Here is a 23,932-nt window from a genome sequence, read left to right as displayed (position 1 = left end):
TCATTCTGGCAATAAAACGTGCCACATCTATTAGCAGAATATAGTATGATGTTCTATTGTAGAAAGGCTCTAATCGGTAGCTTTTGAATAGGAACTTAAAATCATTTAAAACATAAATTGTCCCCGTCTATCTTGAATAATCGGGGACAATTTAGAACACTTATAACCTTTTAATTTCTTTTAAACACCTTGGAGATACTCCATACTACTACACCAAAAAGAAGAGATAACCACCAGGTAAAATGGAAAGAAGGGCCGATTTCAGGCAGCCATACACTGAGTAAAATGATTGCTCCCATACTTACAGCAGCTACTGCACCTACCTTTACAGGATCTTTCCATGCAGCTTTGTTCTCTTCAAAAATAGAACGATGAATTACTTTAAAAATATATCGGACAACTCCCGCAACCACAACTCCCAGGAAAATAGTAGTAATCAATAATGAAAAAATATTCACTTGATCATTTACCTCTGTAAATAACGGGAACACTAGTAATACCAACCCTCTAATTATTAAAACATACGAGATAATTTGAACAAACAAGGTAGCAATAAAGGGAAACCAAGACCTTTTTTTCTCTTCAGGAAGCTGTTCAATTAATTGATCAGCATAATCTTTAGGTGTTTCCCCAAATATATCAATTGCGGTCTTCCCTTCTTTTTGCCCTTCAAGTAAATGGTCCAATAATTCAAGCAATAATTCTTCTGTATGCTGTTCGGATACTTGCCAATTTGTCCGAATATACAGCATAAGATCCGAATAATATTTTTCGTTATCAACGGTTAATTGCTCCCGCTTTTGATTATTCTCTTCAATCATCTGTTTCGCGTTCATTTATTCTCCCCCTTTGCAATAATTTGTTGACTGGATCTACTAAAATCCGCCATTCCTCCTGAATCATTTCAAGCGCTTCTTCACCCTGCTTGGCAATATCATAATATTTACGATTTGGACCAGAATCAGAAGGTCTCATCTCTCCTTCGATCATGCCATTCTTTTGCAGGCGTAATAAAACTGGATAAATCGTCCCCTCGCTCACATCGCTTAATCCAACCTGCTGTAACTTCCTTGAAAGCTCATAGCCATATACTGATTCCTCTGCTATCACAGCTAATATACAGCCATCTAAAATCCCTTTTAACAGCTGACTCCGTATCGACATCACATCAACTCCAAATACTATATTGTTTAACAAGATAGCTATTTGTAAAAAAGCTAATGATCTGTATATCCATTAGCATAATAAATTATTTTATCACTACTTTGTATAACCAAGTAGTTGCCTTTATTGTATATATTATCATTTTTATTGTCAAGTTCATATGGAGGGTGAATACTTTTATAAAATAGGTTACTTGAAACTATGAGAATATAAACGGTAATAAGTTGTCTTAAAAAGGGTCTCCAATTGAATGGAAAATATTTTTTCTAATAATTATCTTCCGATGCCAGAAAATGCCGGGCTAATATGTGAAATATTCTTTGAGAAAAGATTGGAATAACCTGTTTTCTTCTGTATCCTCACGAGTAATGATATAAGTAGATGCCCTTGGAAGCTTTAATTCCGGTGTTCTTACTTCCAGCAGACGCCCTTCCATCAGCTCCCGATTCAGAGATATTTTTGGGAGAAAAGAAAAACCCAGTCCCTCTTCAATAAATCTTTTTGTAATATGAACCTGTGTAACGACCATGGTACGCACCTTAGGATACTTTGCATGGATGGCACTCAATAGATTATCCCAGTACTCTGGGTGATTATAAGTGAATAATGTCTGATTTTCGAACAGGTCGCGGATATCAATTGGCGGACTGCTTTCCAGATCACCGCCATCATGTGGACATACACAGACTACCTTATCTTCTTTTATTTTTTCCACATATAATGTTTTTTGTAAAGGCTTCATCTGCAGCAGACCTAAATCAGCTTCACCTTTTTCAATCATTTCACTAATTTCTTTGGAATCCTTCACCTGCACGATAACTTCAATATCTATATGCCGCTCCATAAATTGTCTAATAATATACGGGAGAATCGTGGCTGCCAGTAATGGAGAAACAGCAATGTTCAGTTTTCTTTTATATCCCTGTTCCCAGGCCAGCAAATCATGCGTACTCCGGTCATAGGAGGCCAATATCGATCGGGCATGGGGCAAGAATCGGCGACCGGCTTCTGTAAGAACGATACTGCGTCCAGATTTCCTAAAAAATTGTGTACCTATATCTCTTTCAAGCTGCTTAATATGTGCTGTTACGGTGGGTTGAGCCATGTACAGTTTTTCTGCTGTTTTTCTGAAATTTTCATTTTCTGCAGCTATGATAAAAGTCCGTAACCAATTAATATTCATATTATCACCTCAATTGATTATGTTTTTTAATCAATTATTAACTAAATAACTAATATTCATTATTATATATATCATTTATAATATAAACAACAACAAAATTGGAGGGTTTTTATGAGTTTTCGACCTGGTCTTGAAGGCGTTATCGCCGTGCAAACCAATTTAAGTTCTATAGATGGTGAGAATGGACGTTTGATTTTTCGCGGCTATCATGCAGATGAATTAGCTCGCAAGCATGCATTTGAAGAAGTTGTCCATTTACTTTGGCATGGCTATTTACCCGGCAAAAATGAATTAGAAAAGTTGAAAAAGCAGCTTCATGAAGCAAGAAAATTACCGGCAGATATCGTTCGCATTATCGATGAATTACCGGAGGATATGGAAATGATGGCTGTTTTAAGAACATGTATATCTGCATTAAAAGCAAAACCGGAATGGCCGCCAACATTAGAAGAGGCAGTCCATATAACTGCTGTGATACCAACGATACTTGCTTATCGTTACAGATCTTTACATCATTTAGAATTTGTTCCGCCGAATCATCAATTAGATCATGTTGCCAATTATTTATATATGCTTACTGGCCAAAAACCTAAAGATGCACATGTAAGGGTGATGAATGCTTATTTTGTCCTTACAGCAGAGCATGGCATGAATGCTGCCACCTTCACATCAAGAGTGATTGCATCTACTGAATCTGATTTGTTCTCTGCAGTTACCGGAGCTATCGGTGCCATGAAGGGGCCGTTGCATGGAGGCACGCCAACTGGTGTCATATCCATGCTAAACGAAATAGAAACAGCGGAAGATACTGAAGATTGGTTAAGGAAAAAACTGAATAACAAGGAAAAATTGATGGGATTCGGTCATCGTGTTTATAAAATCAATGACCCCCGGGCTGAAGCATTGAGAGATGTAACGGAAAGTTTATCGGCCGATGACGATTGGTTTTTACTTGCCAGACATGTGGAGGATACAGCTATCCGTCTGTTGGAAGAGTACAAACCTGGACGCAGGCTTTATACAAATGTTGAATTTTATGCAGCTGCTGTATTTAAAGCTGTAGATCTGCCTGAGATGCTGTATACTCCTACATTCACTGCCAGCAGAGCTGCCGGCTGGTGTGCTCATGTTCTTGAACAGGCTGAAAATAATCGGATTTTCCGGCCACTTTCTGAGTATATTGGGCCGGGGAGTATGATTAAAGAAAATACTCAAAGAGGCTAGGAGAATACTAGCCTCTTTGGTAATACTGCACTAAAGTATTAATCGATAAATAAAGAAAAAATTTTTCTGATAATATTATCTATTATTACTGCGGATACACATCTGATTTATCAGATTTATGTTTACCGAACATAAAATAGTTATATTCTCATTAAATACCGCTTCATCTATCGGAAAAATTGAATTTTTCACTTAAAAGAACAAAGCTTAATACAAGCTGCCGCCAGATTTCCATTTAAACTTAGTCTTTCCACTTGTTCCGCTCACTATATCGATAGTGACACCACGATTGATCCGCTTCGCACTCACGTACAAGAACAACCATGCAACACCAATAGACAATAGAAACATCAGCAAGAGGCCTAAACCAGTTACTATAACTGGGTAACTTGCTTTCCATGTAAGCAAAACACCGAATAGACTTAACACAAAGCCGAAAAATCCGGAACTATTATTACCCATCTCAACGACAAGTGGAGCTGCCTCATCAGGTATAAGCATTAATGCGTAAGGTATGCTTAAAATAGCTAAATAAACATACGCCAACAATAATAAAATCATGGATGTTCCAAAGGTTAACCGCTGTTGCGGATTGCCCGGATTATACCTCGCACCAATTGTTCCAATCCAAATTCCTGTGGCACTGATTCCGATTGTAATTCCTGCTTTCAACAAAATTCCAGCGATAAACTGCCACCATGCCCAGCCGAGTAAAATCCCTACAATGCATTCCAAGATTGTTAAAATAATGAGTGGAAGTAACCAGCTGATCCATAGCTTTCCCAGGGCTATATCTCTCCCTGATAATGGGAGTATACGTAAGACCCACGCGGATAATCCTTCTCGCGCAATAGCCGAGGCAGCGAGCTGTCCGTTAAACAATGCATAAATAAACAGAAAAAATCCTTGAGCAATTGGCCATGAAATTTCATTAAATCCACGTAGTTCACTTAAGCTGACGTCACCACTTATGAAACCAATTAAAGGAAAAACAATGAAAAAGGCGAGCGGTAAAAATGCCATCCATTCCCTCATATCACGCTTAATGGAAAGCCATTCTTTCTTCCCGATCGCAATAACTGGATGTGATACACCCTGCGCACGTTCTTTTTTAGGTTTACGCTTTTTCTTTTTACGGCTTCCCTCACTCATTCTAATCCAGCCCGTACGGAAACCTTTCTCAACTAACATCGTTGTAAGTAAAACCGGCACAGCAGTGAGTAATATAAATAAAATCATAGGCAGGAAAAAGCCCATTGATCCATTCGCTGCACTAATTATTGCATCACTCCCCCAGCTTACCGGCACCCAATCTGGTAAAACCGGAAGCCCTGCCATGAGGGAGTCTGTAAGTGAACGGCCACTTGATATCTGTGGTAACATAAATATCAAATAAACAAATAATCCTGATAGAAAGCTCATCGCAGTCATAAATTCGTTTGCCCGGCTTGCAGGCACAATTTGTATAACAATTAAATTAAGCAGGTAGGCGATGGAAAGTCCAATAATTGATGTTGCAAGCAAAACAAGCAAGAGTACAAAATAATATAAAAAACTGGCACCACTAGCCACTCCATAAGCAGTAAATGGTATTAAAAAAAAGAAAACAGCAAATAAAGGTGTACCGATAAAACTTTGAATATATTTCATTAGAAAAATATGCCTTGTTTTAATCGGGAATGTAAATAGAAACTCTAAATCAGTTGCCGAGTACATGTGCTTAAACACTTGAGGCATCCCTATTAAAATAACCATCCCAATTATCATTAACATGCTGTAGGAAAAGATACCGGCCAGCATTGGCTCAGTCAGCGAACCAGCGATTCGCCATATCGTTTGAGAAAATAAAAATAACAGAACAGCCAAAACTGCAAAAATAACAAGATAAGCAAAATAGTTTTTCAAATCTTGAGATTTAAGTGTATTCACAAATATTCTTTGCTGGTTTTTGATCAATTTTTTCATCATAATGGGTCACCTGGCTGATCCTCTTTCGCCATCTCCTGAATGACCGCTTCTTGATCATCACTGCCTGTTAACTCCAGGAATATATCTTCCAGACTTCCTTCCATACGGCCGTCTTTTTCTCTTAATTGATCCATTGTTCCAAGAGCGATAATATTGCCATCTGAAATAATACCAATCCGGTCACACATCTGCTCCGCTATTTCAAGGATATGCGTTGTTAAAAACACCGTTATGCCATTATCGCATTCTTCTCTAAGCAAATTTTTTAGATTCCGCGCACTTTTTGGATCAAGACCTACTGTCGGTTCATCTAAAAATAAGATTTCCGGATCATGAATAAGTGCTCCACAGATTGCTATCTTTTGTTTCATCCCATGAGAATATCCTTCAATCAATTCATCAGCCCGATCCGTCAGACCAAATATGGACAGCAGCTTATTCCCCCGTTCTTTAAAACGACCTGATGGTATTTGAAATACTGATGCTACAAACTCTAAATACTCCCAGCCAGTTAGTTTCGGATATAAATTTGGCTGGTCTGGAACATAAGCAATCTTCTTTTTTGCTTCAAGCGGATTCTTCCAAATATCGTAACCATTTATTTCAACCGTGCCACTTGTCGGTTCAAGCAATCCAGTCATCATTTTAATCGTCGTTGTTTTCCCTGCTCCGTTTGGCCCTAAAAATCCAAACAGCTCTCCTTTCTTCACTTCAAAATTAATTTGTTTGACAGCAGCTTGATTTCCATATTTCTTTTCAAGCTCTAAAATTTTAATGGATTGTTCACTCATTTTATTGCCCCCTGTGTATCCCATTCATTTATCCGGTAAAAGAGTCACTTTGTTTTTCTGCTATTTCTTCAACAACCAATTCAATACTCTTGTTATCTGCTTTTATACAGTAAATATTATTAACTTTCAATTAATTCATTTCAAACAAATTCCGATAAGTTGAATTACATTTAATATATTTTCTCCTCTTTATTACTAAGCCTTACTAAAAAGGGCAATAACATAAAGAAGATGAGGAAAGCAGAAGTTAATGGCATTTGTTTCTATGTAAATTGCAACAACTCAGATTAACGTTTTTACAGCACCCTAATTATTACAAACCCTTCACTGCTTATAAAATAGTTTAAATTACGATATTAGCTATTCAAATAGATTTCATAGTGTCATAACTTATTGATTATTCACGTCTCTCCAATGACTGACAATAAATGATGCAGCGATAATTGAACAAATAATCATTAAGCCTGAATAAATTTGCCAACTAAGGTTACCGGTATGATGTATAATTTGAAACATAAAATACGGAATTACCAGTACACTTAATGGAAATATGATATATGTAATCTTATTATTCACTTTTAACTCCTCCACTTCATCTTTGCTTAATCAATTTCTTCAACTCATAAAGTCTACAGTACTGAATATTAAACCGCCAGCACCAAAAACACCAAAGAAAGCAGTTATAACAATAAATTTGACTAATTTTTTTCTCGAAAGCTCTCCTTTACTATATCCCCAAAAATATAAGTAATATAAAAATGCCAAAATTATTGACGTGAATACTACGACAAACACAGTAAAAATTGTTGTAATTTCCATAATCCTTCTCCATTCTCTTAAATCCCTTTATTATAAACTTTTAAATACTTTCTGGTCATTAGATTAACAGCATAAAGTTCTTGGCATCGAACTGCTTCAATCAATAACAGGTTAATTCCTTAAACTCTCTATTTCTTCTTTTTTTTCTCATTGAAGGCAATTAAACTAGCTGCGGCTGCAATAATAACCGTTAAAATAAAGTTAACCATTTTTTATTATCACTTCTTTTCTAAGAATTAGTTTGAAAATGTATATACCAGGAACGATTATAATTAGTTTTACTTTTTTAAAACGGAAGATTTTGATAAAGTGGAACCATCAATATAATTGTTGATAAGCACCCTGCATATATTAGTAAAGCAATTAATTTCCCATTCTGCTCTTTTGAAGGTTTCACAAGCTCCTTGGACATGATAATCCAAATAATGATAGAAACTATCGCTGCTCTGACAATAACTTCTGGTGACATACTCAACATCTCCTTACCTTTCTTTTATTTTCTGATTACGGATAATACCGTAAATAGCCAAAGTTAATGTAAATAAACACAACACTGCTAAGATAATAGCAGCTGCTCTATCATCCTCATAAAGACGATAAGAAGAAAATCCATTTCCCCATGTATTGATGAATACGGCGACAATAATAAGGGGATGTATCTTTACTTTTTTCACGGTGAATCACCTCTTGTTATAAGATTGTCTATTTAAATTCGAACTCAACACCATGCTTTCTGCCTTCTTTATTATTTCTTCTTTTTCAATATCCGGGTTAATCAGAATGATGGCATACCGCAAGCCATCTTCATCCCAGGTAATACTATTTACAATCTTCTCGTATTTTGCCTGCTTCCCCCGGATTTTCAAATCAGCTTTTTCTATTTTCATACCCTCAGGTGAATGAAAAATAGTTAAATAGAACATTGGAGCATCCTCTTTTGAATAATAAGTTAAATTTAACTCATCACGTGTTATTTCCCCTTCAATATGATGTATCTCAACATCTTTTAAATTAAATTCTTTTTCTGAAAATAGATAAAAGGACTGTTCAAGAATTTCTTCTGCTCCTTCTAATGTTACTGTATCCGGAGCGTATGCTTCTAAATCCTTTATTTCAACACCCTCTGGAATATTCAAAGTAAATGCATCCTCTGGAAATTCCGGTGAGAAATCTATTTCTTTATATTGCATCTCAGTTTGAACACCGCCATTATTCGAAATCATTTTTATAATAAATCCTGTTTTCTTGTCCACCCACAATACTGTATCTCCAAACAAATGATTCGATGTTTTAGCTTTTGCATCTATTTGTACTGTATCGAAATCAAGTATTGTTTCTTCTCCTATAAATGTAAACTCATGAGAACCATTCATTATGCCCATCACATTATTAATTTTCTCTTTTGGATCCAATGATTGTATATTCTCATCCTCTGCTATATCCAGCTTAAAAGCACGTCCGTTATGCTTGTCATAGATAATTACTTTTTCTCCATCATTCCATGCTTCTGACTTCGCATCTTCTCCAAGAAGCTGGTCATTAGTAACTATTTTTCTTTTTCCATTTGCAACGTACTCCTCTAAGATACTATGCTCTATTAATTCTTTTCCTTTATATACTTTTGATTCTGATAAAGTATAATAATTCTCTATTCCCTTCCCTAATTCAGCTGCCTTCCTCATAATTTCTTCTGCGGATATATTCATATTTTTCTCCCCCTAATATGGTAGAAGGCTAAATACTATCCTTGACCGTTTTCAACTGAAATGGATGATATTTAGCCTTTTTAATGCGAATATTATATTCTTGGACCGATAGTGAGAGATTTTAAATAAATGCAATAATGATCAAATACATATATACCAAATCTTTCCTTACCGTCCTCGATATAACATATCAATCTAATCCTCTTCCGAACTCAACACCATATCTTCCGCCCATTCGACGATATCATCTACTCCTTCTTCATTATCCATCCGCATTACAAAATAATTTAAACCGTCTTCATCCCATTTCATACTACTAAACATTTCTTCATATTCTGCCGGAGTTCCCCTAATTTCCATATTGGGGTCTTCTATTGTTGTATCCTCATCAGCAATAGAAATAAACAGTTCGAATAATGAAACACCTTCTTTGGTACCATAGCTTAATTGTATTTCTTCCCCTGACTGTTCATTATCTAAATCATGCACTTGTATATCCATAATTTGAATGTCCTCTTCCGGAAAGATTAAAAACTCCTGACCCAAAGCTTCCTCTGCTTCTTCTAATGTCACCGAATCAGAAGAAAACATATCCTCGATATTATTAATTTCTACGTCATCTGGAATCTCCATTGTGAACGTATTCTCATCAAACTCTGGTGAAAAATCAAGTTTCGTATATTCAGATTCTGTTCGAATCTCAGCAGCTTCAGAGATTGATTTTATAACAATCCATGTTTCCTTATCTACCCACACCTCTGTATCTCCTAATAAACTATTTGCTTCTTTTGCTTCCATCTTAATATGGAAGGTATCTCGATCCAGGAGTTCTTCCTCGCCTACTACTTCATAAGTATGCGAATCCTCCATTGTATCTATCATGGCTTGGAAATTTTCCTTTGGGCTTAATGCATATATATCTCCCATTTCCGAAGTATCTACTTCCATTACGGTTTCGTTTGTTTTATCATATACCTGCATCATTTCACCATCGTTTAACGCCTCTGCCTCTTCTCCTTGCAATTTCCCTTCCATTACAATTTTCCTATCACTCCCTGAATGATATTCTTTCATAATCATCTGTTCTGCCAGTTCCTCTCCTTCAAACATCTTCATTTCAGCTTCGCCATAGAAATCAGTAATTTCCTTCTCTGATTCAATTGCATTATGAATGATTTCCTCGGCAGAGACCTGCATATCCTGCGAACAGCCTCCTAATACGATTGTAAAAATAATTAGTCCGATTAAGCTTTCCTTCCATCTACGTTTTAACATGTTTTATCCCCTTTCTTTTATCCAGCATACAAATAAAGTTCCTTCATTTTCACTTGACCATATATTTATTTTCCCTTTATGATTTTCCATAATTATTTTCGCAATGCTTAAGCCTAGACCTGATGTTGCTCCTTTACCCCTTGATGCATTATCTTGATAAAATGGTTCAAATACTTTTTCTAACTGACTTTCTTCCATTCCTTTTCCTTCGTTTTGAATCAGAATAACTGTTCCCGCTTCTCTCCATCTGTTCACTTCTTCTTTAAATGACGGGAAAATCCAATCTGGTAACGACTTGGTTGATGCAACCGCTGCCAGCCAAATCTGCTTGCGCTGCGGGGTATATCGAATACTATTATCCATTAGATTATCTACCAGCCGGATCATTTGCTTCGGATCGAGTTCGTATGCATTACGAACTGCCCATTCTGTAGTTAATCGGATATCTTTTCTTGCACATGGCTCTTCATAGCCGGAAAATAACATTTCAAAAAATTCATTTCCATTTACTTGTACAGACTGCAGCGTATTTTTAGATGATTGGAGTGCTGTAAATATTGATAAATCATCAATCATTTGTTTCATATGCTCTAATTTATCATGGAGAATCGTTTGATATTCAGCTCGATCTTCTTTGGTTAAATCATAATCTTCCAAAGCCTCTGTATACGTTCGTACAACGGTAAGTGGTGTTTTTAAATCATGGGATAAAGCAGCGATCATATATTCTTTCTCTTTTTGCTTTTTCACAAGAGCTTCTCTAGTTTCTATGATTTGATTTTTCATTTTCTCAAAATGGGTATTTAATTCACCAATTTCATCTCGTGATTGAATGAGCTTTTTATCCATTTCCTTTCCATCTGCAAATGCTTGCATATGCTCCTGCAACTGATTCATCGGACGATTCAGTTTTCGATTAATTGCTGTAATGACGATAGCATATAGAAGGATAAAAATGACACCTGAAGAAATCAGCATAATCAGCATATTTTGATTCGTAGTTTCTACCCAAGCTTCTCTTCCTTGTGTAATTTCATAGATACCTGCCAGCTGTTTATCTTCATCAAACACTGACTTTTTATATGAATAGGTTCTTACTTTTTTCTGCATTTCATTTAAATTTTCAAGTAGTGTATCTTGAGACTTCTGCATAGTAAAAATTGCTTCCGGCTCCATCGTTGAAAATAATTGAACACCGTCATAACGATATAGATCAACTCGAAGACTGGCATTTCCCAACTTCTGCAATTGCTGGTATCTCTCATCACCTACACGCTTATATAAAGACGCATCATTCAACTCGCTATCTAAATCCGAAACAAGTTTTTGAAATTCAAGATATTCCTTTAAATCCTCTTCCTGATTATAATTCTGTAAACTGACATACAGCAGATACACCGCCACTACTGGCAGCAGCATCACTACAAGATGACTTACCATCAGCCAATTTTTAATCTTCATGATAGCTGCTCTCCTACAAAACGATATCCCGCTCCCCAAACCGTCTGGATAAATTTCGCCTGCTTTCCAGTATCCATTAATTTTGTGCGGAGACTTTTAATATGCACTGTCACGGTATTATTGCCATTTACATTTTTCAGCTGCCAGATATGCTCATAAATTTGCGCTTTCTCAAACGTAATAAACGGATTTCTGGAAAGTAAAAATAAAATTTCCTTTTCCTTCGCAGTCAGAACAAGAAGCTCATCCTCCAAAAAAACCGCGTCATTTAAGAAATCAATGGCTAATCCATGTGTATACTGTGAAATTTGCGAATCATAGTTTTTACTTGTATAGCGCTGGTACCTCCTTAAATGGGACTGGACACGAGCTGTTAATTCCTTGAGACTAAACGGTTTGGTTAAATAATCATCTGCACCTAAATTCAATCCCTTAATTTTACTGTCATCCTCCCCTTTTGCGCTGACAATTAATAAGGGAACATCATTTTCCAAACGGATTTTTTCACACAGCTCATAGCCATCCATCTCCGGCATCATCAAATCGATAAGTACCATTGAATAGGCTCCTGCTTTAAAATCCTCCCAGCCTTCCACACCAGTTGATGCCCATGTCACCTGATATCCTTCTCTGTCTAAGTGATCCTTCATGATACGGGCAATTTCATAATCATCTTCTACTATTAAAATATTAGTTCTCTCTTCCATCGGGATCCCTCTTCTCTTACTACTTTTAGTATAAATCATCTATTATGCTGACTTTGAAATCTTTATTTTTAGTTAATAATTGTTATGTAAGAACGCGTTACAGCCTCATATACACTGTAACGCGTTCTTTAATTATTCTTTATCGCAGGGCAAAACTACTGTTACAGTTGTGCCCAGACCTTCTTCAGACTGAACAGAAATCGTTCCCTGATGCAGCTTGGCAATTTGTAAAGCAATACTCATGCCAAGCCCTGTTCCTTCATTTCTCTCTTCTGTATTGGTTCCGCGGTAATAGCGGGTGAACAGATGCTTTTGTGTTTCTTCATCCATCCCGATTCCATTATCAATAATTCTGATTTCCAATGCTTTTCCTTCTCCCGATTCAGCTGCTTCGATCTTTATTGCTATTTCAGGCGGATTATGCTTCCAGGCATTGTACACCAGGTTATCTATCATTCTTTCAAGCAACCGCTCATTGACTTCTATTTTTTTATCTGGATGAATGGGTTTGTATATAATCTGGTAATCCTTAAAGGCTACATCCTTTTGAAACTTCTCCAAAATCTGTTTCATAAATTCATTGATGTTAGCCAGGCTGAATGTTAGGCTATTGGCATCATTTTTCAGCCTAAAGCTGAGCGTAAAGTCTTCGATTAAATCAACCATATAATTACTTTTATCAGTGATGGTATCTCCAATCTCCTGAAGCTCCTGCTTCGACCAGTCATATTCCCTATTTCCCAGCAAGCGGCCATAGCCTTCCATGGTAGTCAAAGGCGTACGTAAATCATGGGAAATCCCTGCAACCCATTCCTCTCTGCTTTTTTCCAGCTGTTCTCTTTCTTTTCGCGAAGCATCTAGTTTAGCAGCCATATCATCAAATGCCTGAAAAACCTCTTTATATAATTTATATCGTCTTTTTAATTTGCCGTTTTTACGATATACATTTTTCTTCTCCTGCTCTGTTAACACTTCTTCATAATTACCATTTCCCATGCGGTTCAGCCAATTTGAAAAAATAAATAAAGGACTTCCATAGCGGAAGCTGTTCCAGAAAGAGATAAAGACAGTTACTAGCAATATAATCCCAGCTAACCCAACGAATACAAGAGTAATGTTTCTATATAATGTTAATGGCATATCTTGATTTTGTTCATTTGGCGTATATAAGATCCATGAGTTACCTGAATCTCTATCTAAAAAAGTATACTGTTTTTCAGAGAAATGATCTGGAGAAGTGTCTTTCTCAATCATTCCTAGTGGTTGTTCTTCTACTTGTTCCTGATTTCCAAACTGTTGAACCAAATTCCCTGCTTCATTATAAATAACAAGTGTTCCTTCCAGCCGGTTCAATTTTTCTTCTACCTCAGACTTGTCTGCTTCAGGAATGCTACCATTGATCTTGACGTTTTCTACCAATTCATTCATCAGGATTGTTCCTGAATCTTTATAACCCAGTACAAATAAATATTCGTTTCCATTCCCATACAAAGGTTTTTCTAATGAGTATTTTACAGCAGATTCTCCCAGCTGTTCCCGCTCCTTCATCTGTACCATGTCAAAACTTTTATAACTTTCTTTTAAATCTTCCGGGACATTTTCAGACTCAATCACGTTTCCCCCTTCATCTATAATTTGCAGCCACACGTTTTCTGGTAATACATCACTAATATCGTTTCCCATTTCTTTATAATCGTATGGATCACCTACTTCAATTGCAAGTTCCTCTAATTGTGCTTGATAATAATCTGCTTCTCTATCCTCGTTAGAAATGTAATACAAACCGATAAAAAAGGCAGTAAAAACAACAACAATCATTAACAAAGAAATAAAACCAAACTGAATCGAAAAATGAAAAAACAACCGGCTCCGTAATTTCTTCATAAGGCATTCCCTTTCACCAATTTATATCCCAGTCCCCGTACAGTCAGCAGTAATTCCGGTTTACTCGGATTGACCTCAATTCTTTCACGGATTCTTCTAATATGTACGGAGACGGTATTTTCATCTGCATAATGCTCAAATCCCCAAACAGCCTCCAATAAATCCGCTTTAGAAAAAATTCTGTTCGGATGCTTACATAAGTAAAGAAGCAGTAAGTAAACCTGCGTTGGACACGGAACGCTTTCTCGATTAACCTTCAGTTCTCCTGCATTTTCATCCAATATAAAACGGCCAAAGTCATATTTACCGGATTTTTCAAATGCATAGGTTTCTTTTTTAGTTGATTTCCTTCTTAAATACGCTTTGATTCTTGCCGCTACTTCTAATGGATTAAATGGTTTTGTAACATAGTCGTCTCCGCCTGTCGCAAAACCTGTTAACACATCTAAGTCAGATACTTTTGCCGTTAAAAAGAGAATATAGGCATCCGTAAGCTCTCTAATCTTCGGACAAAAATCAAATCCGCTTCCATCCGGCAGCATCACATCCAAAATAACAACTTCTATTTTATGCTCCTTTAATATATGTATGGCTTCCTGCCCTGTATAAGCTTTATGTACATGCTGAAACCCTTCCTTCTTCAGCATCATCTCCAGCATACTCACAATTGCTTTTTCATCATCGACAATTAAAATATCTGTCTGTTCCTCCACGTACAACACCTCCAATAGGTAGCTTAACACAGCAAGTTTACGAACAGTTGAACAAATCGGTGCTATTTTTATTTATTGGTAAAGTTCTGTTCAATTAAAGGACAGCTGTGTTTGCTAGAGTAAGAATCGAGAAACAGGAGAAGGAGAATATGAAATGAAGTATAAAACAGAAACAATTTTAACAGCCATTGGTATTTTATTATTTGGGATTTTGTTCGCAGGCAGTATCCTGCTGTATGGCAACCTCGAGGGAAGTCCCGACACATTGGAGCTTGTCCAGTCTTTTATGGAGGACGAGAACATAGATGAATTCAGCGAACAGCAGCTCATCAGTTATATAGGTTATCTTTTTATCTATTTATCTGTTGTTTCGTTCGTCTGGATAATCTCAGGGGCATTAGCTATTTTCTTATTCAAAAAAGAAGATAAAGGAAAAACTGCAGGGATTCTGTTGATAGTGACAGCAGTACTTGGAACACTTTCAACTATCGGTTTAGGAATTTTCAGCGGTATTCTCTATTTAATTGCTGGAGTCATGGCATTGACCCGCAGTCGTTCTATCAGCTAATACACATAGAAAAAGAGGAGATTGATTTATGTTTACAGTTGGTTTTAGAGAATTTAAAAGTTTATTTTCGAGCATCCGCTCTATTGTAATTATTGTCGTCCTTTTTGGAGTAACTATCGGTTCTGCAAGATTAGTCCGTCAATTCGAGGCACCCCTGCAGGAATTAGGCCTTGGAAATGATGCTTATGCCATGGGATTAATGCTTTTATTAATTTTAGCTGCTCCTTTGTTTGTAACCAGCTTATCCCACAATGTTGTCAATAAAGAAATGGATACAAGGACCATCCGATTTTTAGCAGCAAAGACAAGCCGGAGCAATATTATCCTTGGAAAATTTATCGGAAGCTTTTTATTTTGGGTCGTTTGTATTGCGGTCGCTTTATTGCTTATCGTCCCATTTCCAAAGTCGTTTTCCATTTTAAACCTGGTTCAATCGATTATTTTTGTGTCTTACTTCATCGGCTTGACACTTTTTCTATCAACCATTATCCCCAAGCCGTCTTTAAGCATGTTTTTAGGAATTATTATTTCAATTGCATTGCCGGTGCTTGGTTTATGGAGTGCAGGAACAGACAACCTTTTTATTAAAGCGGTCGGCTACGTGACACCTTATTTTTATTACATGCAGGAAGAATCCAATAATTATTATGTCTATTTCGTAGCATTTTTCCCCATTTTATTTATTTTACTAAGCATTTTTATTTTTAGAAAGAGGGATTTATAATGGAAGCTTTGCAAACTAATCAGTTAACAAAAACATATGGTAAGAAAACGGTTGTCGATTCTGTTGATTTACATATTCCTCAAGGATCAATTTTTGGTTTCCTCGGTAAAAATGGAGCCGGCAAATCAACCCTGATTAATATGGTAACAGGGCTGATTAAACCCAGCTCCGGTTCATTCGAGGTTTTGGGACAATCAGGAAACAGACTTGAATCTCTCCAAAAAGAAATTGGTGTCCTGCCGGATTACTCCACATTCTATGAGGATCTTACTGCGTTCAGCCATTTAAACTACTTTCAGAAATTATTAAAGCAATCTCTTTCCAGGCAGGATATTATTCATGTTCTTACACAAGTCGGATTAGAAGACGCTGTCCATGTAAAAGTGAAAAAGTTTTCGTTTGGAATGAAAAAGAAATTAGGAATTGCTCAGAGCATCATCCACCAGCCAAAGCTGCTCTTCCTTGATGAACCCACATCAGGTGTCGATGCTAATGCCGTTTTAAATATCCATTCTTTAATCAAAGAAATTGCCGCACAAGGAACGACCATTTTCTTAACTTCACATAATTTAAATGAAGTGGAGAAGCTATGTGATGAAATTGCCATTATGAACAAGGGAAGCATTCAAACACAGGGAACGATGAAACAGCTGCGTGAACAGTATCAGCAGGCTATTATAGTCCATATTCATCATCGTTCCCTCTCTGAAAAAGAACAGACGCAATTGAAAAATTCTCTCACAGAGCTCGCTGCGGACACCCAAATTGCTGAGAATATTTCAGAAATTACCGTCCAGGCAAATGAGCTCATTCCACAGGTAAATAAAAAATTTGTACAACAGGATATCGGTGTATTTCGGCTGGAGGTAGAAGAGCCGTCACTTGAGGAAATTTTTCTTGATTTAGAATAGCGCTGTGAGTTAACCGATTGTTTTACGGAAGTATCTATTTAAAATAACTGTACAAATATCAGTAATTATTTATACCAAATTAAAAAGTGCTTTATTGGAGCACTTTTTAATTTGGTGAAATTTGCTTCTGCAACAAACGCGCCAATTACAGACTGCGGATTGCCCACTGCAATGTATCAATTAAAAATTCTAAATCTTCCTCCGTACTTGTTAATGGAGGTGCAGCGATAATAACATTGTTGTGACCCGGGACGGTATCTCCATTCTTTCCAATAATTAGCCCTTTTTCTTTACACAAACCAATTATTTTGGCTAATTTTTCATCAGCTAACGGTGTTTTGGACTGTTTATCTTCTACCATCTCAATCCCCAATAGAAAACCAGTCTGCCTGACTTCCCCCACATTTTTATGGTCGATTAATTGATGCAAGTCTGCCAATTTAGTTTGTGCAAGGTTATTTACACGCTCAATGATATTCTCATTTTCAATGATTTCAATATTCTTCAGCGCTACCGCACACGCTGCCGGGTGCCCGCCGTATGTGGAAACATGCCGAAAATGCGAGTCCTTCCCGTCCTTTTGAAATACATTATATATTTCAGTTTTAACCGCAGTAGCCCCCAAAGGCAGGTAGCCACTGGTCAGTCCTTTCGCCATTGTTACAATATCAGGCTGTACTCCTGCTGCATGCTGAAACCCAAACATTTTCCCTGTGCGTCCATAGCCTGACACAACCTCATCCATTATTAAAAGGATATTGTGTTGCTTGCAAATTTCAGATACGCGTTGAATATATTTCATTGACGGAATAATAACCCCGCCGCCGGAAATAAAGGGCTCCATAATAAAGGCAGCTATGGTTTCTTCACCTTCCCAATTAATCATTTCTTCCAACAGCTGCGCTGCTTTCAGATCTGACTCCTCTGCACTACCATTAAAAATGGAGCGGTAGCTGTATGGCGGATATACATGCAAAAATCCGGGCACTGTCGGATCATATTTGACTCGTCTGTTGGCCTGTGCTGTTGCACTAAGTGCCCCTAAGGTTGAACCATGATAAGCCCGATAACGGGAAATAATTTTATATTTCTGCGGGTTGCCGGTCTGGTTATGGTATTGCCTGGCGATTTTAAATGCCGTTTCATTTGCTTCCGAGCCACTATTTGCAAAAAACGTCTGATATTTCTCACCAAGTAACTCACTAATCTTAGCAGCCAGTTTGATTGCAGGCTGATAGCTCATCGTTAAAGGAAAATAGGAGAGGGTTTTCATTTGCTCCGCTGCCGCTTCGGCTATTTCCTCACGGCCATGACCAAGATTTAAACACCATAGCCCGGAAACTCCATCCATATACTTTTTCCCGGTTTCATCTGTAAACCACGAGCCTTCCCCTTTTACAGCAACAACCTGCTCCGCTTCTGGATTAAAACGGTGCATCGCATTCCACAATAACGATTCTTTTTTCTCAAGCCGATTGTTCATTTCTTTTTCAACTTTCATCCTTCATACCTCCTCATTTATCTAAGATTATGAATCTGAAAAACTATAAACTTAAGAAGAAACTGAAAATCCAGGAACCGGTTGAATCGATTGTTATGCCATTTTGTGTACGGTACAACTATTTTGAGTTTCAAATAACCAGTCCTATAGCATATGAGGGAACGCCTCCAGGTTATACATCCTTTATCAGTGCAGCCAGTTTATGTCTTATAAGCCCAGTGCAGTATTTGGCCAGTGAAGAATTCACACAATAAAAAGACCGCTCTCCTTTAATGAACTATTCTAAGCATCCAATGTCCCCTTAAACACTTCAAAATAACATCAAAAAAAGCCGTCACAACACAAAAGTCGTTATATTTTATCCCGTTTGCAGCACCGCCAACTATTCTCTTTGCTTCCTCCCTCATACTTCAAAAATTACAGAAGACAAACTAATCCCTTCATAAAGATTCTGACGTCCGAACCAGTTGTAATATAATAGGTCTGCTCATAGTATAATCCAGCCTAACCCCTAATTCAATATATTCAGTTATTTGAAAAAATAATAAGTCTTATCACTGTTCTTAATAAACCTGCATTCATGCGTTCAACGGGTCCTATTTTATATCAAAACTTTCTAACATGAGAAATAAGCCTAATCACCACCATTTTAATTTGCGATTTTCAACTGCTCCCTCTACCCAAACTTACGCGACAGGTTTAATTTAAATGTATACAAATCACTTCTATAAAATGCCTTTTCCATTTCAATAATTTCATTATTCCGATCCTTAATAATACGTTCAGCAATCAGGGCATTGGTTCCATCTGCCAATTCCAAATTTTCCTTATCCTCATCAGAAAAGGCGCCGCTGCTTATTGTCTGGCCCGCTTCAGCAAGTATGATTCCCAGATCATTTTCCAACAAATCGTACAAGGTTACATCATTTAGATCATACTTTATTAATTTCTCTCCAATATGGACTGGATAGTAATGCTGTTCTATACCGATTGGCGTGTCATCGGCATAGCGAATCCGTTTAATAAAATATGCCTCTTGAAGGCCGGTCTTTTCCTGAATATAATGCGGAGTTTCCATCAAATAAGATGCAATTAACTTTGCCCCCGGTTTCTTCCCCATCTGTAAAATAGTTGCCGTCGTACTGCTTAAATTCCCCAGCCAATCTTGAATCGGTTTTAAAGAAACAAATGTACCTTTCCCATGTCTCTTCTCCAATATTCCTTCACGAACTAAAAGATTAACAGCCTCTCTGACCGTACTTCGGCTCGTATTATAATCTGTCATAAGCTGTCTTTCACTTGGAATCTGGCCTGTAAATATCCCCTCTTCTATTTTCTTCTCAATAATATTTTTTAATTGTATATGTAAGGCAATTGAATTATTGTAATCAAGCACAATAATAGCTCCTTTTCGTTTTTTAGTTGTATTTTCAATACTGAAATAACAGGCATTCTTGCTTTCTATGGGATAAAGCATAACAGATTTTTATATTATCTCAAAACTATAAAAAAGCAGACTGCCATTCCAACAAATGAGATCAGCCTGCTTTCCATAGACGTAGAGTATCCTTTTAATTTTTCTGTATAACTCCACTTTCCAGTATTTGAATAATTCTTTCTGTTTCCACCTCTTCTTCATCCCAGTTTGCTTCTGGAAGAAACACATAGCGCATTACAATATAGGATAAGATAGACGTTGCAACCGTACGCATAATCACTTCTGCCTTCATATCAACTAGTTGGCCCTTATCTTGATAATACTTGATAATTTCTCTCAGCTTATCAAAAATATCCTTCCCGACATACTCAATAAACTGTTCTTTCAATTCTGGATGAAAAGGAATTTCCTGAACTAATATTTTTAACATCGGCAAATTATTATGAATAAATTCTTTCCGATTCTCAATCATGGCACGAATAAAATCTTGAATATATTCAAATTCCTGGTCAAGCACCTTATTCAGATCATTTTTTATCATTGGCGCAACCAATTTCACCATCATTGGAGAAACAATTGCCAGCAGCAAGCCTTTTTTCGATTTAAAATGCTTAAAAATTGTTCCTTCTGCTACCTCTGCTTTATTTGCAATTTCGCTCGTTGAGGTCCCTGCATATCCTTTCTCCGCAAATAAATCCGTTGCCGCCTCTAATATCGCTATTTGTTTTTTTGTCAGTTTGGGTTCTTTATTTGTCATCTTATCTCGCCTCTTATCACGTTAGACATGTCTCTATTTATACTATATAGGATATACATCCGGTTTGTCATGAATAATGAAATTGCAGTCTTGAAGTATTTTATTCGATTTGAGGCACAATCAATTTATAATTGTATGATATGCTTCATTTAGGATTCAGTATCAAATTTTGATTTCTATAAGGGGGCTATTTTTTGAATTTTATCGAAATCAATGGTCAAAAGATTGAAATTTTATCAAAAGGAACAGGAAAACCGGCAATTCTCATATTATCAGGAATGGGATCTCCCTTCTATGAATGGGAAGAAATCTCTTCTGAGCTTGCTGAAACTAATCAGGTTATTATGTATCATCGTCCGGGATTAGGAGAAAGTGAATACCTCCATAAAAAAAGGTCTACTGAAAATGTTAATGCAGAAATCCCACAGATACTCGAGAAATTGAATATAACAGAACCTATCATTCTTGCGGGCCACTCTTATGGCGGTTTATGTGCACAGCATTTTTCAAAATTATATCCAGAAAGAATACAAGGATTATTACTATTAGATTCAACCTCTGTAGATTTATATAAACTGGATCAATTAGATTTACCTTATCTAAACGAAAATGATTCAGATGCTGCGTGGATTGAAATCTGTAAAAAACACGCAGCTCTGTCTCCCACAGAACTTTTGAAACTATTAGACCCTGTTTTAACAAAAGAACAGCAAAAACTGCCGAAAAAAACACAGGAAAAATTAATTGCATTTTATACAAATCCTTCGTTATATAAAACCATGCTTCAAGAAATTTCAAATTGGGAAAAAGATGCTGAAATTATTAAAGCCTTATCATATACAGGAAACTTTCCGGTAACTATTATCGGCCGTGATAAGAGGAAATGTATATTAAACTATATTGATGATGGGGTTCCAAAGGAGGAAGCAGAGCTGTTAGAAGATACCTGGCATCAATTGATTATGGAGCAAAAGGATATTTACAAAAATGCCAAGCTGCTTTTTGCTTTAGGTGCTGGTCATGATATTTATTTAGATCAGCCTCAATTAGTAATCAAAGAAATAAAGGAGTTAATCTATCAAGAATATTTTAATAAAAAGGAAATGAGAGATTTTCACATTTAGTGCGTAATTTTGATTCTTTCATGTAAAAGAGATACAGCTGACCATAAAAAGTCAGCTGATTTCCTTTAGAAATTGATAAATTGATAGACAAAGAAATCCTTGGTCTATCGCAAATAATACATCCCCTATTGTTATCTATCATCCATAAGTAAATTATTAATACTGTTATAATCTTAGCTTTATCAAAATGTATTAGATGTTAGTTATATCTTTTATCCAGTTTTATAAATAAATCTTGTGGGAATAGTACAAGAACCCAGCAAACAAATTTTTATTTAACTAATGGAGATTTGAGGTGATAAACAGATATCAGGATTTTTTATCAAGCTTTACATAAAGCATAGGGGGACAGCGCATTATGGAATCCAAAGATAGTAAAGAGAATAAAGAAAATAACCCCCACTACACAACACGCAACTGGATTGGACTTATCCTGGGGCCGCTCTTGTTTGCTTTAGTTTATTTCCTTATCCCCGAAAGCGTTTTACCGCATGAGCCGAAAATAGTACTGGGCGTAACACTTTTAATCGCGACTTTCTGGGTCACAGAACCTGTGCCAATGGCTGCAACATCTGCATTGCCGCTAGTTCTGTTTCCTGCTTTTCATGGTGCAGATATCGATATCGTAGCACCTGCCTATGGCAGCTCAGTTATCTTTATGTACGGAGGCGGTTTTGTCATTGCCTTGGCTATACAAAAGTGGAATCTTCATCGACGCATCGCACTCAATGTTATTAAAATGATCGGAACAAAAAGTAATCGGATGATATTGGGAATTCTGATTGCTACGGCAGGGATTTCGATGTTTGTGTCCAATGCAGCAACTGCTTTGATGATGTTGCCGGTTGCTATCGCACTTATTGATGAAGTGAAGGATAAAGAAATACTTAAAGGACAAAATGTCAATTATTTTTCGAAAGGTATATTACTTGCTGTAGCATATGCAGCAACAATTGGTGGGCTTGCAACGCTGGTATCTGCAGTTCCCAATGCCCTTTTGGCGGGAATTGCATCTTCACAGCTTGACCGGACAGTTACCTTTGCCGAATGGTTTTTCTTTGCGGGACCAGTGGCACTTATCTTATTAGTTATTTTATATTTTTATCTTACTAAGATACAATTCAAAGTTAATGCCTCCGAAGAAGCCGATGGTGCATTAAAGTTCGTGAAGGATGAAATCAATAAACTTGGTAAATTAACTTCGGACGAAATAAAGGTTGGCATTGTCTTTTTAATTACCGTAATACTATGGATTATATCTCCATTTGTTTCCAGTATTGGATTCATATCGGAGAATATTGGTGCATTCTTTGATAATCTGGATGATGCAACCATTTCTATCTTTGGGGCAGCACTCTTATTCTTTTTGCCAAGCTCAAAAAAAGCCGAACGGATACTGGAATGGAAGGATATGAAGGAGCTGCCCTGGGGAATTCTCATTCTTTTCGGAGGCGGTATGTCTATCGCAGCAGCATTTAGTGAATCAGGATTAAATGATTCTATTGGTGAAGTATTGCAGATGCTTCAGGGTATGCAATATATCTTTGTACTACTGCTGCTGGTTGTATTTGTGCTCAGCATTACTGAAGTACTTTCAAATACAGCGGTATCGAATTTAATCCTGCCGCTGACTGTCGGTCTCGGGATTGCTATTGGTGTCGATCCGCTTCCGCTGATGGCAGCCGCAGCGCTATCTGCAGGATCCTGTTATATGCTTCCTGTGGCGACACCGCCAAACACAGCAGTGTTCAGTGCTGGATATTTAGAAGTTTCAGATATGGCTAAAGCTGGTGTATGGTTGAACATCATATCCGTTGTGGTTATTACCGCCGCAGTATACTTCTGGATGCCAATTGTTTTCAATTTATAAATAAAACTTCTCATTAAAGAGATTGAGACAAAACTTATTAAGTGAATCAGGATTAGCGTTCACGGCGGTTAACTTGAGGAAATACACTGCTATGGATACGAATAAAAAAACCCGAACAAAAAGGTTCTGAGTATCTAGTTTTGA

24 protein-coding genes are annotated in these 23,932 nt (G+C 36.9%); 6 read left to right on the top strand and 18 right to left on the bottom strand.

Annotation, left to right across the window (positions count from 1 at the left end; all coding sequences use genetic code 11):
- Window positions 1–170 precede the first annotated feature (170 nt).
- The 3 genes from MHH51_RS09290 to MHH51_RS09280 form a co-directional block, all read right to left on the bottom strand.
- The gene (locus MHH51_RS09290; protein WP_339285726.1) at window positions 171–836 is read right to left on the bottom strand and encodes a DUF1129 family protein; all 666 of its coding nucleotides are present in this window, start codon (window positions 834–836) and stop codon (window positions 171–173) included.
- Window positions 814–1,164 (bottom strand): PadR family transcriptional regulator, encoded by a 351-nt coding sequence (locus MHH51_RS09285; protein ID WP_339285725.1) that lies wholly within the window; start codon window positions 1,162–1,164, stop codon window positions 814–816. Before MHH51_RS09285 ends, MHH51_RS09290 begins: the two co-directional genes overlap by 23 nt.
- A 301-nt stretch (window positions 1,165–1,465) precedes the next feature.
- On the bottom strand, window positions 1,466–2,347 hold the full coding sequence (locus tag MHH51_RS09280; RefSeq protein WP_339285723.1) for a LysR family transcriptional regulator: 882 nt from the start codon (window positions 2,345–2,347) through the stop codon (window positions 1,466–1,468).
- A 111-nt stretch (window positions 2,348–2,458) separates the two neighbouring features.
- Here MHH51_RS09280 and MHH51_RS09275 point away from each other — a divergent pair, with 111 nt between their 5' ends.
- Window positions 2,459–3,571, top strand: a complete 1,113-nt coding sequence (locus MHH51_RS09275; protein WP_339285721.1) for a citrate synthase/methylcitrate synthase — start codon at window positions 2,459–2,461, stop codon at window positions 3,569–3,571.
- 207 nt (window positions 3,572–3,778) lie between these two features.
- On the opposite strand, the gene MHH51_RS09270 is transcribed toward MHH51_RS09275, so the two are convergent.
- The 12 genes from MHH51_RS09270 to MHH51_RS09215 form a co-directional block, all read right to left on the bottom strand.
- On the bottom strand, window positions 3,779–5,539 hold the full coding sequence (locus tag MHH51_RS09270) for a hypothetical protein (RefSeq protein ID WP_339285719.1): 1,761 nt from the start codon (window positions 5,537–5,539) through the stop codon (window positions 3,779–3,781).
- Complete coding sequence (locus tag MHH51_RS09265; RefSeq protein WP_339285717.1) at window positions 5,536–6,330, bottom strand: ABC transporter ATP-binding protein; 795 nt, start codon at window positions 6,328–6,330, stop codon at window positions 5,536–5,538. The genes MHH51_RS09270 and MHH51_RS09265 overlap by 4 nt, the downstream gene beginning before the upstream one ends.
- Window positions 6,331–6,720: 390 nt before the next feature.
- The gene (locus tag MHH51_RS09260) at window positions 6,721–6,906 is read right to left on the bottom strand and encodes a hypothetical protein (RefSeq protein WP_339285716.1); all 186 of its coding nucleotides are present in this window, start codon (window positions 6,904–6,906) and stop codon (window positions 6,721–6,723) included.
- Between the two features lie 39 nt (window positions 6,907–6,945).
- On the bottom strand, window positions 6,946–7,149 hold the full coding sequence (locus tag MHH51_RS09255) for a hypothetical protein (protein WP_339285714.1): 204 nt from the start codon (window positions 7,147–7,149) through the stop codon (window positions 6,946–6,948).
- 286 nt (window positions 7,150–7,435) lie between these two features.
- Entirely contained in the window at window positions 7,436–7,618 is a 183-nt protein-coding gene (locus MHH51_RS09250; RefSeq protein ID WP_339285712.1) for a hypothetical protein, read from the bottom strand.
- Between the two features lie 13 nt (window positions 7,619–7,631).
- On the bottom strand, window positions 7,632–7,823 hold the full coding sequence (locus MHH51_RS09245) for a hypothetical protein (protein WP_339285710.1): 192 nt from the start codon (window positions 7,821–7,823) through the stop codon (window positions 7,632–7,634).
- 6 nt (window positions 7,824–7,829) lie between these two features.
- A complete protein-coding gene (locus MHH51_RS09240) occupies window positions 7,830–8,855 on the bottom strand; it encodes a hypothetical protein (protein WP_339285708.1) in 1,026 nt (341 codons plus the stop codon).
- Window positions 8,856–9,050: 195 nt separating this feature from the next.
- On the bottom strand, window positions 9,051–10,130 hold the full coding sequence (locus MHH51_RS09235; RefSeq protein ID WP_339285706.1) for a hypothetical protein: 1,080 nt from the start codon (window positions 10,128–10,130) through the stop codon (window positions 9,051–9,053).
- A gap of 3 nt (window positions 10,131–10,133) precedes the next feature.
- Complete coding sequence (locus MHH51_RS09230; RefSeq protein ID WP_339285704.1) at window positions 10,134–11,591, bottom strand: HAMP domain-containing sensor histidine kinase; 1,458 nt, start codon at window positions 11,589–11,591, stop codon at window positions 10,134–10,136.
- Complete coding sequence (locus MHH51_RS09225) at window positions 11,588–12,298, bottom strand: response regulator transcription factor (RefSeq protein ID WP_339285702.1); 711 nt, start codon at window positions 12,296–12,298, stop codon at window positions 11,588–11,590. The genes MHH51_RS09230 and MHH51_RS09225 overlap by 4 nt, the downstream gene beginning before the upstream one ends.
- Window positions 12,299–12,430: 132 nt before the next feature.
- Complete coding sequence (locus MHH51_RS09220) at window positions 12,431–14,182, bottom strand: HAMP domain-containing sensor histidine kinase (RefSeq protein WP_339285700.1); 1,752 nt, start codon at window positions 14,180–14,182, stop codon at window positions 12,431–12,433.
- Window positions 14,179–14,895: a response regulator transcription factor gene (locus MHH51_RS09215; RefSeq protein ID WP_339285698.1), complete on the bottom strand. Its 717-nt coding sequence runs from the start codon at window positions 14,893–14,895 to the stop codon at window positions 14,179–14,181. The genes MHH51_RS09220 and MHH51_RS09215 overlap by 4 nt, the downstream gene beginning before the upstream one ends.
- A 154-nt stretch (window positions 14,896–15,049) precedes the next feature.
- Here MHH51_RS09215 and MHH51_RS09210 point away from each other — a divergent pair, with 154 nt between their 5' ends.
- Genes MHH51_RS09210 through MHH51_RS09200 form a run of 3 tightly spaced genes read left to right on the top strand, consistent with a single transcriptional unit; the run spans window position 15,050 to window position 17,098 of the window.
- Window positions 15,050–15,463, top strand: coding sequence for a DUF4064 domain-containing protein (locus tag MHH51_RS09210; RefSeq protein WP_339285696.1), 414 nt, complete (start codon window positions 15,050–15,052; stop codon window positions 15,461–15,463).
- A gap of 28 nt (window positions 15,464–15,491) precedes the next feature.
- On the top strand, window positions 15,492–16,187 hold the full coding sequence (locus MHH51_RS09205) for an ABC transporter permease subunit (RefSeq protein ID WP_339285694.1): 696 nt from the start codon (window positions 15,492–15,494) through the stop codon (window positions 16,185–16,187).
- Window positions 16,187–17,098 (top strand): ABC transporter ATP-binding protein, encoded by a 912-nt coding sequence (locus MHH51_RS09200; protein WP_339285693.1) that lies wholly within the window; start codon window positions 16,187–16,189, stop codon window positions 17,096–17,098. Before MHH51_RS09205 ends, MHH51_RS09200 begins: the two co-directional genes overlap by 1 nt.
- A 145-nt stretch (window positions 17,099–17,243) precedes the next feature.
- Here the strand turns inward: MHH51_RS09200 and MHH51_RS09195 are convergent, their stop codons facing one another.
- The 3 genes from MHH51_RS09195 to MHH51_RS09185 form a co-directional block, all read right to left on the bottom strand.
- Complete coding sequence (locus MHH51_RS09195; RefSeq protein WP_339285691.1) at window positions 17,244–18,599, bottom strand: aminotransferase; 1,356 nt, start codon at window positions 18,597–18,599, stop codon at window positions 17,244–17,246.
- Between the two features lie 676 nt (window positions 18,600–19,275).
- Complete coding sequence (locus tag MHH51_RS09190) at window positions 19,276–19,995, bottom strand: GntR family transcriptional regulator (RefSeq protein ID WP_339285689.1); 720 nt, start codon at window positions 19,993–19,995, stop codon at window positions 19,276–19,278.
- A gap of 175 nt (window positions 19,996–20,170) precedes the next feature.
- A complete protein-coding gene (locus MHH51_RS09185; protein ID WP_339285687.1) occupies window positions 20,171–20,794 on the bottom strand; it encodes a TetR/AcrR family transcriptional regulator in 624 nt (207 codons plus the stop codon).
- Between the two features lie 194 nt (window positions 20,795–20,988).
- Here MHH51_RS09185 and MHH51_RS09180 point away from each other — a divergent pair, with 194 nt between their 5' ends.
- Together MHH51_RS09180 and MHH51_RS09175 are read left to right on the top strand one after the other, a co-directional pair.
- Window positions 20,989–21,918: an alpha/beta hydrolase gene (locus tag MHH51_RS09180; RefSeq protein WP_339285685.1), complete on the top strand. Its 930-nt coding sequence runs from the start codon at window positions 20,989–20,991 to the stop codon at window positions 21,916–21,918.
- A gap of 358 nt (window positions 21,919–22,276) precedes the next feature.
- On the top strand, window positions 22,277–23,788 hold the full coding sequence (locus tag MHH51_RS09175; RefSeq protein WP_339285683.1) for an SLC13 family permease: 1,512 nt from the start codon (window positions 22,277–22,279) through the stop codon (window positions 23,786–23,788).
- The last annotated feature ends 144 nt before the right edge of the window (window positions 23,789–23,932 follow it).

Origin of the sequence: Oceanobacillus sp. FSL K6-3682, from assembly GCF_037976165.1 — a bacterium.
In the GTDB taxonomy this organism is placed as follows: domain Bacteria; phylum Bacillota; class Bacilli; order Bacillales; family Amphibacillaceae; genus Oceanobacillus; species Oceanobacillus sojae.
The sequence above is the reverse complement of the archived record's forward strand: the minus strand, read 5'-3'. Positions and strand labels throughout refer to the sequence as shown.